This is a genomic window from Streptomyces sp. NPDC014894 (assembly GCF_043080985.1).
In the GTDB taxonomy this organism is placed as follows: Bacteria; Actinomycetota; Actinomycetes; order Streptomycetales; family Streptomycetaceae; genus Streptomyces.
In genome coordinates this window covers 124,132-138,360 of sequence record NZ_JBIBWD010000001.1, presented here as the reverse complement: position 1 = coordinate 138,360, position 14,229 = coordinate 124,132, and the positions used below count along the sequence as shown (strand labels likewise).

Annotated in this window: 14 protein-coding genes; all 14 read right to left on the bottom strand. The window is 70.3% G+C overall.

The annotated features are described in order from the left end of the window. Positions 1-123 precede the first annotated feature (123 nt). A complete protein-coding gene (locus ACF089_RS00595) occupies positions 124-939 on the bottom strand; it encodes a F0F1 ATP synthase subunit delta (protein ID WP_392019870.1) in 816 nt (271 codons plus the stop codon). Beyond that, positions 936-1,478, bottom strand: coding sequence for a F0F1 ATP synthase subunit B (locus ACF089_RS00590; protein ID WP_392019867.1), 543 nt, complete (start codon positions 1,476-1,478; stop codon positions 936-938). Before ACF089_RS00590 ends, ACF089_RS00595 begins: the two co-directional genes overlap by 4 nt. A gap of 41 nt (positions 1,479-1,519) precedes the next feature. Beyond that, positions 1,520-1,762 carry an ATP synthase F0 subunit C gene (atpE, locus tag ACF089_RS00585; RefSeq protein ID WP_003952438.1) on the bottom strand — a complete coding sequence of 81 codons (243 nt, stop codon included), beginning with the start codon at positions 1,760-1,762 and terminating at the stop codon, positions 1,520-1,522. Positions 1,763-1,841: 79 nt separating this feature from the next. Continuing rightward, complete coding sequence (gene atpB / locus ACF089_RS00580) at positions 1,842-2,654, bottom strand: F0F1 ATP synthase subunit A (RefSeq protein WP_392019865.1); 813 nt, start codon at positions 2,652-2,654, stop codon at positions 1,842-1,844. Between the two features lie 228 nt (positions 2,655-2,882). Continuing rightward, entirely contained in the window at positions 2,883-3,320 is a 438-nt protein-coding gene (locus ACF089_RS00575; RefSeq protein ID WP_392019862.1) for a hypothetical protein, read from the bottom strand. Between the two features lie 266 nt (positions 3,321-3,586). Then, complete coding sequence (locus ACF089_RS00570) at positions 3,587-4,981, bottom strand: MraY family glycosyltransferase (RefSeq protein WP_392019859.1); 1,395 nt, start codon at positions 4,979-4,981, stop codon at positions 3,587-3,589. A gap of 106 nt (positions 4,982-5,087) precedes the next feature. After that, the gene (glyA, locus tag ACF089_RS00565) at positions 5,088-6,350 is read right to left on the bottom strand and encodes a serine hydroxymethyltransferase (protein WP_392019857.1); all 1,263 of its coding nucleotides are present in this window, start codon (positions 6,348-6,350) and stop codon (positions 5,088-5,090) included. 577 nt (positions 6,351-6,927) lie between these two features. Next, positions 6,928-7,572, bottom strand: coding sequence for a protein-tyrosine-phosphatase (locus ACF089_RS00560; protein ID WP_392019855.1), 645 nt, complete (start codon positions 7,570-7,572; stop codon positions 6,928-6,930). Next, positions 7,569-8,216, bottom strand: a complete 648-nt coding sequence (locus tag ACF089_RS00555) for an L-threonylcarbamoyladenylate synthase (RefSeq protein WP_392019853.1) — start codon at positions 8,214-8,216, stop codon at positions 7,569-7,571. The genes ACF089_RS00560 and ACF089_RS00555 overlap by 4 nt, the downstream gene beginning before the upstream one ends. A 34-nt stretch (positions 8,217-8,250) precedes the next feature. Further along, the gene (gene prmC / locus ACF089_RS00550; RefSeq protein WP_392019850.1) at positions 8,251-9,096 is read right to left on the bottom strand and encodes a peptide chain release factor N(5)-glutamine methyltransferase; all 846 of its coding nucleotides are present in this window, start codon (positions 9,094-9,096) and stop codon (positions 8,251-8,253) included. A gap of 59 nt (positions 9,097-9,155) precedes the next feature. Further along, complete coding sequence (gene prfA, locus ACF089_RS00545) at positions 9,156-10,235, bottom strand: peptide chain release factor 1 (protein ID WP_392019848.1); 1,080 nt, start codon at positions 10,233-10,235, stop codon at positions 9,156-9,158. A gap of 222 nt (positions 10,236-10,457) precedes the next feature. After that, on the bottom strand, positions 10,458-10,673 hold the full coding sequence (rpmE, locus tag ACF089_RS00540; protein WP_392019846.1) for a 50S ribosomal protein L31: 216 nt from the start codon (positions 10,671-10,673) through the stop codon (positions 10,458-10,460). 190 nt (positions 10,674-10,863) lie between these two features. Further along, positions 10,864-11,997 carry an LCP family protein gene (locus ACF089_RS00535; protein ID WP_392019843.1) on the bottom strand — a complete coding sequence of 378 codons (1,134 nt, stop codon included), beginning with the start codon at positions 11,995-11,997 and terminating at the stop codon, positions 10,864-10,866. Between the two features lie 220 nt (positions 11,998-12,217). Next, a complete protein-coding gene (locus ACF089_RS00530) occupies positions 12,218-14,014 on the bottom strand; it encodes a trypsin-like serine protease (RefSeq protein ID WP_392019840.1) in 1,797 nt (598 codons plus the stop codon). Between the last annotated feature and the right edge of the window lie 215 nt (positions 14,015-14,229).

The following is a 14,229-nucleotide window of genomic DNA, read 5'->3' as shown; positions in this document are numbered from 1 at the left end:
TTGGGCCCGAAGTTTCTTAAGGGGGTCTGGGGGCCGACCCCCAGGAATCTTCTGCAATCTCTGCACGGCCCAACCGGGCCGCTGGTACTGCTCGTATGCCGTGATGTTCAGTTGGTGGCGGCGTCAGCCGGCCATGCGGCGGGTCGCCTCTTCGAGACGCTCCGCGATCGTGCCGTCGATCAGCTCGTCGCCGACCCGCACCGAGATCCCGCCGAGGACCTCGGGGTCCACGTCGAGGTTCAGATGCATCTGCCGGCCGTACACCGTGGCCAGCACGGCGCCGAGGCGCTGCTTCTGCCGGTCGGTGAGCGGCACCGCAGAGGTGACGACAGCGACCATCCGGTCCCTGCGCGCCGCGGCGAGCTTGGACAGGGAGTCGAGTCCCGCTTCCAGGCTACGTCCCCGGGGCGCGGTGACGAGACGGACGACCAGACGCTCGGTGACGGGGTTGGCCCTGCCGCCCAGCAGTGTGCGCAGCAGCTCCGCCTTGGCGGCCTTGACGGCCGACCGGTCGGTGAGCGCCGAGCGCAGTGCCTGGTCGGAGTCGACGATGCGGCCGAACCGGAACAGCTCGTCCTCGACGTCGTCCAGCGCGCCCGCCTTCTGGGCGGCGGTGAGGTCGGCGGTGGCCGCCAGCTCCTCGAGACCGTCGACCAGGTCGCGCGAGCGCGACCAGCGGGCACGGACCATGCCGGAGACCAGATCGGCGGTCTCGCCGCCCACCTGCCCGCCCAGCAGCCGGCCGACCAGCTCGGCCTTGGCCTCGCCGGACTGCGCCGGGTCGGTCAGGACCCGACGCAGCGAGACCTCGCGGTCCAGCAGCGCGGTGACGCCGGCCAGCTCCTCGGCGAGCTTCGCCGCGTCGACGGAGGTGTTGTCCGTCAGCGCGTCGAGGGACTCGCGTGCGGCGGCCAGTGCCTCACGGCTCGCGCCGTTCATCGGGTCGCCTCGGCCTTCTCCTCGAGCTCGTCGAGGAAGCGGTCGATGGTACGGCTCTGCCGGGCGTGGTCCTCGAGGGACTCGCCGACCAGCTTGCCGGCCAGGTCGGTGGCGAGCTTGCCGACGTCCTGGCGGAGCGCGGCGGACGCAGCCTTGCGGTCGGCCTCGATCTGGGCGTGACCGGCCGCGATGATCTCCTCACGCTGCCGCTGGCCCTCGGCCTTCATCTCCGCGATGATCGCGGTGCCCTGCTCGGTCGCCTCCTGGCGCAGTCGAGCGGCCTCGTGACGGGCCTCGGCGAGCTGGGCCTTGTACTGCTCCAGTACGCTCTCGGCCTCGGTCTTCGCCTCGTCGGCCTTCTCGATGCCGCCTTCGATGGCTTCCCGACGCTCTTCCAGAACCTTGTTGATGTTCGGGAGGAGCTTCTTGGCGAGGAAGAAGAAGACGATGGCGAACGCGATCAGGCCGATGATGAGCTCGTCGAGATGCGGGATGAGCGGAGGCTGCTCCTCCACCGCCGCAAGGTTGAACGGGATCACATCAGTGCCTTCCGTGAAAAGAGTTTGGGCTGTCGGTCGGCTTACTTGAAGACGAAGCCCATGACGATGCCGATGAGGGCAAGCGCCTCACAGAAGGCGAAACCCATGATCTGGTTGGTACGGATCAGACCGGCCGCCTCGGGCTGGCGGGCGAGGGCCTGGGTGCCGTTACCGAAGATGATGCCGACGCCGATGCCGGGGCCGATCGCGGCGAGGCCGTAGCCGACAGCGTTGACGTTGCCGGAGACGGTGTCGGCGGCGGCGAGGGTCTGGAGAGCGGACATGCCGGTTCTTCCTTCTCTTTCAATGTCCCGGTGGGGGTTGGCCACCGGACGACTGCGGGTCTTGAGGGGTGAGGCTGGCTCAGTGGTGCTCGGAGAGCGCGCCCTGGATGTAGCTGGAGGCCAGGAGCACGAAGACGTACGCCTGAACGGCCTGGATGAAGAGCTCGAAAACGATCATCGCCAGGACCATGACGAAGGAGGCGCCGGCGTAGACGAAGCCGAAGCCGTTCATCAGGTAATAGGTCGCCAGGGTGAACATCACGATCAGCATGTGTCCGGCGAACATGTTCGCGAAGAGCCGGACCGCGTGCGTGAACGGGCGAATGATCAGGTTGGAGAAGAACTCCAGGACCATCACCAGGGGAAGAATCGCGCCCAGGTTCTTGTCATAACCGAGAATGTTCTTCCAGCCGCCCGCGAAGCCGTGCTTCTTGAAGGTCAGGCTGATCCACAGCACATACACGATCAGCGCGAGACCGGCCGGGAAGGCGATCAGCGAGGTGACCGGGAACTGGGCGAGCGGAATGATGGACCAGAGATTCATGATCCATACGACGAAGAACAGCGACACCATCAGCGGGACGTACTTCTCGCCGTCCTTCTTGCCGATGATCTCGTAGACGACGCCGCGGCGGACGAAGTCGTACCCGGCCTCACCGATCATCTGGAGCTTTCCGGGCACGAGCTTCGGCTTGCTGAAAGCGGCCCAGAAAAAGCCGACGATCAGGAAAGAGCCGATAAACGCGAGCAGCATCGGCTTGGTGAACTCAAAGCCCGCCACCGTGACGATGGGCTCGTACATGAACGTGTGCAGGCCCGGAGCTGGGAACCCGCACCCGGTGAAGATCTGACAGTTCGGGTCGAAGGCGAGCATCTGGGGGTCAGCACTCACCGCGGGCTCCTTCAGCGTGGCGCATGGGTACGGCAACCTCGTTGTGTCGGCGCGGCGCGCAGCCGCGGTTCGGCACTGGACTGGTGAATCGGATGTGAGGGCGGCTGGCGGGCATGGAGCCTCGCGAATGAGCAGGCGTCAGCTCAGATGCCCGCGCCCGCTGTGCCGCAGTAGTTGGCACCGGACGATAGCAGGATCGCGAACGGCTCTTTATACCGGCCCTACCCTTCACGACGGCGAGCCCGTCTTCTGAGCCGTCTCGGCCTTTGAAGACTCGGGTTCGACATACATGATCTTGGCCTTCATGAAGTACCTGGCCTGGGCCGCGACCCAGACGATGGTCGCCGCGAGCAGCGAGAAGGCGAAGGCCTTGAAGTCGAACGCGGTGGTGTCCTTGAACACGGCCATCAGCATGAAGAGCAGCAGCAGCTGCGCCATGTAGAGCATCAGCCCCATGGCCTGGAACAGGTGCGGGAGGGACTTGGCGGTCCGCTGGAGGACCACCATGCCGATTCCCATGAAGCCGATGACCACCAGCGTGCCGATGATCGCGCCGAGCGCTCCCTTGCCGCCGGCGACCACAGCGCTGACCACGGCGGCGATAACGCCGGTGGCGGCCGGGGGTAGGGCGATCTGAAGGAATGTGCGGGCGTCGTTGGACGGCATGGCGGCAGCTCCGCTTCCTGGAGGAATGGCAGTGGTGTGTCGTCATGGACGAGCGTAATCCGGATCCGAGTCGGGTCCTCGGGGCCAACAGACCGTCGCACCACGGTCTTTCGGCGCTGTCGCCGGTTCTCGTGAACCGTATCACAAACTATTTGATGAGGTCTTTACCCGACGTGTGCCACCTATCACACATGAGAGCTAACGCGCCCGTGTGTGCAGGGAATCGACATTGATGCATGTGGTAATACACACAAACGCCGGATACGTCAGCCGCGCGTTCCGGCCTTCCTCCGGTCGGCAGCGTCGGAAGCGCGGGAACGGGCTCCGAGGGCGGTCGCCCCGTTGACGCCCGCCGGGAGCGGGGCCGGGGCGGGCGGCTCGGCGGCGCCGGACGCGGGGCCCGGCGCACCGTCGGCGGCGTCGGCGCTCTCCGCGGCGCTCCCGCTCTCCCCGCTCTCCGCTCCCGTGTGGTCCTCGGGACGGACCGCCGGCTTTCGGCGGCGGTAGCGGGGCGGGACGAAGGACTCCGCCCAGCGCGGGGCGCGCGGGGTGAAGCGCGGCAGCAGAAGCAGCACCAGGCCCACCGCGCTCAGACCGACGATCACGATCACGATCCACGGCGAGGTGGAGTGCACGGAGTACCCGACCACTCCGAAGGCGATCAGCGTGGACCAGAAGTACATGATCAGCACGGCGCGGCTGTGGGAGTGGCCGATCTGGAGCAGCCGGTGGTGCAGATGGCCCCGGTCGGCGGCGAACGGCGACTTGCCGTTCCAGGTGCGGCGCACGATCGCGAGCACCAGGTCCGCGAGGGGGATGGCGATGATCGTCAGGGGCAGCAGCAGCGGGATGAAGACCGGCAGGGCCGCGTGGGTGCCCTCGCGGTCGCCGCCCTCGAACAGCTTCAGCACGTCCATGTCGACCTGGCCGGTGATCGAGATCGCCGCGGCGGCGAGTACCAGGCCGATCAGCATCGAGCCGGAGTCGCCCATGAAGATCCGCGCGGGGTGCATGTTGTGCGGCAGGAAGCCCAGGCACATGCCCAGCAGGATCGCGGTGAACAGGGTCGAGGGGGCGGCCGCCTCGATGCCGTGGCTGACCGAGAGGCGGTAGGCGTAGAGGAAGAACGCGGCGGCGGCGATGCAGACCATGCCCGCGGCGAGGCCGTCCAGGCCGTCCACGAAGTTCACCGCGTTGATGGTGATCACCACCAGGGCGACGGTGAGCAGGGTGCCCTGCCCGTCGCTCAGCGAGACCATGCCGACGCCCGGGACCGGGATCCACAGGATCGTCAGACCCTGCATGACCATCACGCCGGCGGCGATCATCTGGCCGCCGAGTTTGATCAGGGCGTCGATCTCGAACTTGTCGTCCAGGACGCCGATGATCCAGATCAGGGCCGCGCCGGAGAGCAGCGCGCGCGGCTCGCTCGACACCTCGAAGACGCCGTTCAGATTCTGCAGATGGTCTGCGACCAGGAGCCCCGCGCAGAGCCCGAAGAACATGGCGATGCCACCGAGTCGCGGAGTCGGTTCTCGGTGCACGTCGCGGGCGCGGATCTCCGGCATCGCCCCGGTCGCGATGGCGAACTTCCGCACCGGACCGGTCAGCAGATAGGTCACCGCAGCCGTGACACAGAGCGTCAGCAGATAATCACGCACGGGCTGCCCCACAGGAATCGCTGGCCATCTCAGCCCCACACCCTAGCTGTGGTGGCCACATGGTTGAGGACAAACGGGTGCCGCGGAACGGTTCCACTGATTCCGGCTACCCCTGATAGGGCGGAAATCTACCGGCAAGCTCGTGGACTTCCGCACGTACCCTCCGTGAGGGTCCGTCCGGCTCGCGGACCGCGCGGGTGAAGAGGGCGGCGATTTCGGCCATCTCCCGCTCCCCCATGCCCTGGGTGGTGAGCGCGGCGGTGCCCAGCCGGATGCCCCGGCCTCCCGCCTGGGGCAGCGCGCAGGTGTCCAGGACCAGACCGGCCGACGCGAGCCGGCCCCGGGCGGTCCTGGCGTCCGGGCCGAGCGGGAAGGGGTCCGCGACGATCAGATGGGTGTCGGTGCCGCCGGTGAGCACCGCGAAGCCCTCGGCGTCGAGCGCGGCGGCGAGGACCCGGGCGTTCGCGACGACCTGATGGGCGTACGCGGCGAAGGCGGGGGCGGCCGCCTCGCCGAAGGCGACCGCCTTGGCGGCGATGGTGTTCATCTGGGCGCCGCCCTGGGTGAAGGGGAAGACCGCCCGGTCGACGCGGTCGGCGAGCCGCTCCCCGCAGAGGATCAGCCCGCCGCGCGGTCCGCGCAGCACCTTGTGGGTGGTCGCGCAGACCACGTCCGCGTACGGGACGGGGCTGGGGGCCGCGCCGCCCGCGATCAGTCCCATCGGGTGGGCGGCGTCCGCGATCAGATACGCGCCGACCTCGTCCGCGACCTCCCGGAAGAGGGCGTAGTCGGGGTGGCGGGGGTATGAGATCGAGCCACAGACGATCGCCCGGGGGCGGTGCTCGCGGGCGAGGGCGCGGACCTGGGCGTAGTCGATCAGTCCGGTACGGGGGTCGAGGCCGTAGCCGACGAAGTCGAACCAGCGGCCGGAGAAGTTCGCGGGCGATCCGTGGGTGAGGTGGCCGCCGTGGGCGAGGCCCTGGGCGAGGACCGTGTCACCCGGCCTGAGAAGGGCCGCGTACGCCGCCAGGACGGCGGAGGAGCCGGAGTGCGGCTGGACGTTCGCGTGGTCCGCTCCGAAGAGCGCGGTGGCCCTCTCACGGGCGATGCGCTCGGCGGCGTCGACCAGCTCGCAGCCGCCGTGGTGGCGGGCGCCGGGGTAGCCCTCGGCGTACTTGTTGGCCAGGGGGGAGCCGAGGGCGGCGAGGACCGCGGGGGAGGTGAAGTTCTCCGCGGCGATCAGCTGGAGGGTGTCGCTCTGGCGGGCGGACTCGCCGAGGAGGACCTCGGCGATCTCGGGGTCCTGGCGGAGGAGGGCGGGGAGGTCGGCGTAGGTGGGGGTGAGAGGGGGTGCGGTGCTGACGGGCATGGCGGGCTCCGTGCCTCGCGGAAGGGCGCTGCCCCTCCAATGTAGGCCGCCCCCCACCCCTCCGCCCGCGAAGCCCGCACCTCCATCGCATCCCCGCGCCGCCCGGCGCGAACATGTGTACGACCCCGGACCAAGGGCGGGGCTCGCCCCAGCGAATCCCAGCCCGCCCGGCACCGAGAACGAGGCCCGGCCACCGGAAACCCAGCCCGTCCCGCACCGAGGACGGGGCTCGCCCCAGCGAAACCCAGCCGGCCCCGCACCGACAACAAGGCCCGACCCAGCGAATCCCAGCCCGTCCGGCGATTGAGGACGGACCCGCAGCCCAGGCACGCGCACAAGAACAGACCCAGCGCGGGCCTACAGCGGGGCTCCGCCCCGAACCCCGCGCCTCAAACGCCGGCGAGGCTGAAAACACGAAACCAACCCGCCCCACAACAAGGGCACGCGAAACCCAGCCGGCCCCGCACCGACAACAAAGCCCGCCCCAGCAAAACCCAGCCCGTCCGGCGATTGAGGACGAACCCGCGGCACAGCAAAACCCAGCCCGTCCGGCGACTGAGGACCGGTGCGGGCGTGGTCAGTGGCAGGTGGTGGCCGGGGTGCCGGTGAGGGCGGTGAGGACGGGGTCGAGGGCTTGGTTGATCTCGTCGCCGATGGAGCGGAAGAAGGTGATGGGGGCGCCGTACGGGTCGTAGACCTCGTCCGCGTCGGGGCTGGGGGCGAGAAGCCAGCCGCGAAGGGCTGCGGCGGCGCGGACCAGGGCGCGGGCGCGCTCGACGACGCCCTCGTCGCTGGGATCGGGCAGGGTCGCCGGGTCGATCGCGCGGACGAGCCGGGTGAACTCCTTCAGCGTGAAGGTCCGCAGCCCCGCCGAATGCCCCATGGAGATCACCTGAGCCCGGTGATCACGCGTCGCCGTCAGCACCAGATCCGCCCGGATCACATGCTCGTCCAGCAGCTCGCGCCCCACGAACCCGCTCGCGTCCGCGCCGAAGTCCGCCAGGACCAGTTCCGCGTTGGCCTCCATCGGAGCGCCCTCGTGCCCCCAGGTCCCGGCGCTCTCCACGACCAGTCCGCTGGTCACCAGGTCGCCGAGCCGGTGCTGAAGGGCATGGCGGGTCAGCCGCTCGGTGATCGGCGAGCGGCAGACGTTGCCGGTGCTGACGTGGAGGATCCGGAAGCAGTCGTCCGTGCCTATGCCACGCCCCTCGGGGACGATCAAGGGGCCACCTCGAGGTCGGGTACGACCTTGCGCAGCTCGTCCGCGTCGAGCGCGCCCGCTCGCAGCAGGACCGGGACCGGGCCGGTGACGTCGACGATCGAGGAGGGCACGATGCCCGGGGTCGGCCCGCCGTCGAGGTAGACGGAGACGGAGTCGCCGAGCATCTCCTGCGCGGCGTCGCAGTCCTCGGGGGCGCGGTGCCCGGTGAGGTTGGCGGAGGAGACGGCCATCGGCCCGGTCTCGGTGAGCAGCTCGATCGCGACGGGGTGCAGGGGCATCCGGATCGCGACGGTCCCCCGGGTGTCGCCCAGGTCCCACTGGAGGGACGGCTGGTGCCGGGCGACCAGGGTGAGCGCGCCCGGCCAGAAGGCGTCCACCAGCTCCCAGGCCTGTTCGGAGAAGTCGGTGACGAGTCCGTGGAGGGTGTTCGGGGAGCCGATGAGGACGGGGGTGGGCATGTCCCGGCCACGGCCCTTGGCGGCGAGCAGATCGGCCACGGCCTCGGAGCCGAAGGCGTCCGCCCCGACCCCGTAGACGGTGTCGGTGGGCAGCACGACCAGCTCGCCGCGGCGTACCGCCGACACGGCCTCGCGCAGGCCGGTCGCCCGGTCGGTCGCGTCGTTGCAGTCGTATCGCCGAGCCATCAGGGGGCCTCCTCGTACACGTACACGGTCGTCGTCACGGCATCGCCTTGCGGGCGGTGGCGAAGCGCGGGCGCTTGTTGAGATCGGGGTGGTCGGCCGCGTCCGCCCAGCCGGACTCCTCGCTGAAGATCCAGGGGACCTGGCCGCCCTGGGTGTCGGCGTGCTCGATGACGACGAGTCCGCCGGGGCGCAGCAGCCGGTGGGCGGTGCGCTCGATGCCGCGGATGGTGTCGAGGCCGTCCTCGCCGGAGAAGAGGGCCATCTCGGGGTCGTGGTCGCGGGCCTCGGGGGCGACGTACTCCCACTCGGTGAGCGGGATGTACGGCGGGTTGGAGATCACCAGGTCGACCTGGCCGTCCAGTTCGGGCAGGGCGGTGAGCGCGTCGCCCTGGTGGACGGTGACGCGGGAGCCGTCGGCGTTCTTGCGGGCCCAGCCGAGCGCGTCGTCGGAGAGTTCGACGGCGTGCACCCGGGAGCGCGGGACCTCCTGGGCCATGGCGAGGGCGATGGCGCCCGATCCCGTGCAGAGGTCGACGATGAGCGGTTCGACGACGTCCATGGCGCGTACGGCGTCTATGGCCCAGCCGACGACCGACTCGGTCTCGGGGCGGGGCACGAAGACGCCGGGGCCGACCTGGAGTTCCAGATAGCGGAAGAAGGCGCGTCCGGTGATGTGCTGGAGCGGTTCGCGCGCCTCGCGGCGGGCGATGGCCTCCCAGTAGCGGGCGTCGAAGTCGGCGTCCTTGACGGTGTGGAGCGCGCCCCGCTTCACACCGTGGACGAACGCGGCCAGTTCCTCCGCGTCGAAACGCGGTGACGGCACGCCGGCGTCGGCCAGCCGCTGGGTGGCCTGGGCCACCTCGGCAAGCAGCAGATTCACTGGTCCTCCACCCGGTTCGTACGGGAGCTAGCTGGGGGGCTACTGCCCGGTGCTGACGGTTACTGCGCGGCGGCCAGCTTGGCGGCGGAGTCCGCGTCCACGCAGGCCTGGATGACGGCGTCGAGGTCGCCGTCGAGCACCTGGTCCAAGTTGTACGCCTTGAAGCCGACGCGGTGGTCCGAAATGCGGTTCTCCGGGAAGTTGTACGTGCGGATCTTCTCGGACCGGTCGACGGTGCGGACCTGGCTGCGGCGCGCGTCCGCGGCCTTGCTCTCGGCCTCTTCCTGGGCCGCGGCGAGCAGCCGGGACCGCAGGATGCGCATGGCCTGCTCCTTGTTCTGGAGCTGGCTCTTCTCGTTCTGGCAGGAGGCGACGACGCCGGTGGGCAGGTGGGTGATGCGCACGGCGGAGTCGGTGGTGTTGACGGACTGGCCGCCGGGTCCGGAGGAGCGGTAGACGTCGATGCGGAGATCGTTGGCGTTGATCTCCACGTCGATCTCCTCGGCCTCGGGGGTGACGAGCACGCCGGCGGCGGAGGTGTGGATACGGCCCTGGGACTCGGTGGCGGGCACGCGCTGGACGCGGTGCACCCCGCCCTCGTACTTCAGCCGGGCCCAGACGCCCTGTCCCGGCTCGGTGGCGCCCTGGCCGCCCTTGGTCTTCACGGCGACCTGGACGTCCTTGTAGCCGCCCAGCTCGGACTCGGTGGCGTCGATGATCTCGGTCTTCCAGCCGACGCGCTCGGCGTAGCGCAGATACATCCGCAGCAGGTCGCCGGCGAAGAGGGCGGACTCGTCGCCGCCCGCGCCGGCCTTGACCTCGAGGATGACGTCCTTGTCGTCGCTGGGGTCGCGCGGCACGAGGAGGAGCCGCAGCTTCTCGGTCAGCTCCTCGCGCTGCTTCTCCAGCTCCTTGACCTCGGCGGCGAAGTCCGGGTCGGCGGCGGCGAACTCACGCGCGGTCCCGATGTCCTCGCCGGTCTGCTTCCAGGAGCGGTAGGCGCCCACGATGGGGGTCAGCTCCGCGTAGCGCTTGTTGAGCTTGCGCGCGTTCGCCTGGTCGGCGTGGACGGAAGGGTCGGCGAGCTTCTTCTCAAGGTCGGCGTGCTCGCCGATCAGTTCCTCGACCGCCTCGAACATCGGTGCTCCTGGTGTCGTGCGAGGTTTCTGCGGGACGGCGGTGTGCTTACCCGGGCTGTCAGCGGCTGGCGCCGCGCGGCCCCGGACCCCGGCGACAAGTGCACCGTGTGCGGGACGGATGTGGGTGGCTGCGGAGGGGGCGGCTGTGAGGTCCCCGGCGACAAAAACACCGGTCCCGGCCGCCCGTGCAGTGGGCGGCCGAGGACCGGTGCGGTTGGCTCGCTACTTCTTGGCGGCCTTGCCGAAGCGGGCCTCGAAGCGGGCCACGCGGCCACCGGTGTCGAGGATCTTCTGCTTGCCCGTGTAGAACGGGTGGCACTCGGAGCAGACCTCGGCGCGGATGGCGCCGGAGTCGATGGTGCTGCGAGTGGTGAACGACGCGCCACAGGTGCAGCTCACCTGGGTCTCGACGTACTCGGGGTGGATGTCGCGCTTCAAGGTGTCTCCTAGTTTCGGGAGGGCTCCGGGTCGCTCGGGCGGATTGCACGCGCGTGAACCGGGGCCGACGTACCAGTCTGCCAGGACTGGCCGTATCTCCCAAAACCGGGGTGATGAGCCAGGTATTCCCGGGCCGCCCGAAGCGTCCCGGGCGGGGGCCGGGCGCCGCGGGGCGCCCGGGGCGCGGGCGTCAGCCCGCCGCCTCGCGGGTGCCGGGCGGGTCGGTGCCGCGTACGAGGGAGCCCGCCTCGCCCTTGTCGCCCGCGGAGTCCTCGAGCGCTTCGGCGGGGATGGGCCGGTCCTGTCCGATGGCGGTCCAGACCTGCTGGGCCGCGCCCCGGAGCGGGATCACCCGATTGGGGTTGACCGGGTCGTACTCCACCGGCATGGTCACCATCCGCACATCGGCGGGGTCGAGCTTGGTGAGGCCCTCGGCGAAGCTCATCAGCTCCGGCACCGAGTCCAGCTCGGAGTCGGGGGTGATCGCCTTGGTGGCGGTGTCGGCGATGCCCAGGAGCTTGGTGGGGTTGGTGAGGACGCCGACGTCCTTGACCTGGGCGATGAAGGCCTTCATGAAGGCCTGCTGGAGCTGGATCCGGCCGAGGTCGCTGCCGTCGCCCACGCTCTTGCGGGTCCGTACGAGGCCGAGGGACTGCTCTCCGTCGAGGGTGTGGGTGCCCCGGGCGAGGTCGAGCCGGCTCTTCTCGTCCTTGATCGGCTTGTCGGTGGTGATCTCCACTCCGCCGAGTTCGTCGATGACCTTCTTGAAGCCGGTGAAATCCACCTCGATGTAGTGGTCCATCCGGATTCCGGACATACGTTCGACGGTCTTCACGGCGCAGGCGGGGCCGCCGACCTCGTACGCGGTGTTGAACATGGCGCGGGTCTCGGCGGGGACGGTCCGGCCGTCGCCGTCGACGCACGGGGGCCGGGTGATGAGGGTGTCGCGCGGCACGGAGACCACGGAGGCCTTCTCGCGGCCCTCGTAGAGGTGGACGATCATCGCGGTGTCGGCGCGGGCGCCGCCCTCGTCGCCGCCGTAGCGGGCATTGGCGCCGGAGCGGGTGTCGGAGCCGAGGAGGAGGATGTCGAGGGAGCCGTTGTCGACGTCGCGGGGGCGGTCGGTGCCGAGCTGGGCGTTGATGTCGACGCCCTCCAGATTGCCGTTGAGCTGGAGATAGACGTAGCCGGCGCCGGAGCCGCCGACGAGGAGCAGGCCGGCGAGGGTCCAGCCGGTGATCCGGCCGGCCCTGCGGCCGGTGGACGGAGGTTTCCGCCGTCTGCCGCGGCTGCCGCCTATTCGGCCGCTGCTCTGATCGCCCATGGTCTCCTCGGTTCCTGCGCTCTCCGCTTCCCTTGGACGGACGGGACGGACGGGACGGGCGCGGAGGTCCGTCCTGTCAATTCTTGCTCCGCCACTGGGGAGACCGCTCGGGGAGCGAAAGGGTTGCACGCGCGGCTGAGAACGGGCTGAGAAAACGCCGGCGCCCACCGCGCGCTCGGGCGCGGTGGGCACGGGCCGGGCCCCGGCCGGGGTCGGGCGGTCAGCCGAAGAGGTTGTATCCGCCGAGGCCACTGGCGTACTGGGCGCGCTTGCCCAGGATCCCCGAGGACTTTCCGGTGCCCGGGTAGAGCCAGAGCTTGCCCTTCATGTCACGGGCGAGCAGGTCCGGGTTTCCGTCGCCGTTGACGTCGCCGGTGGTGGCCAGCGCGTTGAGGCCACTGTGGGTGCCGATCTGGACACGGGCCGCGAACGGCTTCCGGGCGTCGCCGGTGCCCTTGTGCAGGTACATCTTTCCGCCGAAGACATGGCCGAGCACATCGGCCTTGCCGTCGCCGGTGAAGTCGCCGTGGCCGCGGACCATGGTGTAGTCGCGCCAGCCCGCGCCGACCTTCACGGAGGGCGCGAGGGAGCCGTCGCCCTTGCCCGGGTAGAGGTAGCCGTTCCCGCCGGAGGTGACGACCATCACATCGGGAAGGTCGTCGCCGGTGAGGTCGCCGGGCGCGAGGATCTGCTTGTGGGAGCGCCAGCCGGTGGAGAGCGGCCGGGGCGCGGCGCTGCCCTGGCTCCAGTACGCCTCGCCGGCGGCCGTACGGCGGATCAGGTCCTGGCGTCCGTCGCGGTTCAGGTCGGACTGGACCAGCAGATTGACTCCGGCGAAGCCGGGCAGTTCCTTGCCGCGGGTGAGGGCCTTGCCCTTGGCGGTCCAGGGGTAGAGCTTGTCGCCGCTGCGGGCGAGGAGATCGGCGTACTGGTCGCCGTTCCAGCTGGTGTCGTGGACCCGGGCCCGAAGGGCGGACTGGAAGGCGCTGACCTTGGCGTAGACGCCGTACTTGCCCTTGGCCGAGCAGTTGGCGTCGCCCCAGGAGACGACGCCGACGAGCCTGCCGCCGGCCACCAGCGGGCCGCCGGAGTCGCCGTTGCAGGTGGTCTCGCTGGTGCTGTCCTTGCCGGTCGGCGCGCGGCCGGCGCAGTACATGGTGCCCGCGATGAACTCCCAGCCGTACGCCTTCTTGCAGTTGGCGTCGGACTGGGCGTCGGCGTCGGCGACCTTCAGCCGGTCGGAGCCCGAGGCGTCGGGGCGGGTGCTGGTGAGGCCCCAGCCGTACACCTTGCCGTCGGTGCCGGCCTTGTAGAGCCCGGTGTCGCCCGACTTCATGATCTGGAGCGGCTTGGCCTTGACCGGGGAGGTGAGGGTCAGGACGGCGACGTCGTTGTCGAGCGTGTAGTCGTCGTACTTGGGGTGCTGCCACTGGCGGACCGCGCCGCGGGCCTCTCCGCCGTACACGTTCATGATCGGCTTGCCCGCCGAGTCCTTGCGGCCGGTGTCGGTGGCCGCCCGGTCGGCGCCGGTGACGATCACGCCGGTGCGCTTGAAGTCGATGCCGTCGACGCAGTGGGCGGCCGTCACGATCTTGGTGGGGGCGACGACCGAGCCGCCGCAGAAGTAGCCGTTGCCGCGATTGTCCTTGAAGTAGAGCTGGGCCATCCACGGGGCCGAGGTGATCGCCGCGGGCTTGCCGCCGATGATGCGGGCGCTCGGGCCGGACGAGGGCTTGGCGGAGGACGCGGCGGAGGACTTCGCCGAGGGCTTCGGGGAGGGCTTGGCGGAGTGCTTCGGGGAGGGGCTCGTCCGGGTCCCCGGGCCGTCCGCCGCCGCCCTCAGCGCGCCGGCGAGCCGGTCGTGCAGCTCCCGCTCGGTCGGCTGGTCCGCGGGCGCCGGCGCGGCGGCCGGCCGGGGCTGCTCGGCGGTCCGGTCCGCGGCCTGCGCTCCGGTGGCCAGCAGACCGGTGCCTGCCAGGGCCAGCACGATCGCGACAGCGGGTATGTCATGACTCATCCGGCGTACGCGCCGGCCACCACGGGTGCGCTGGGGCACTCGGTAACCACCTCGGGCTGTCGTGCCGGCGGAGCGCGAGTGCCCCACCGGGAAAGGGTGTTGGCGGGGCGTTCAGCGTGTACGGGCGGTCCCGGGCCGGGAATCGTCGGCCGACTGCGGCCGGCTCTCCCGGCGCCGCGCGGCATTCCCCCCGGGAACTCCCCCTGGATCCCCCG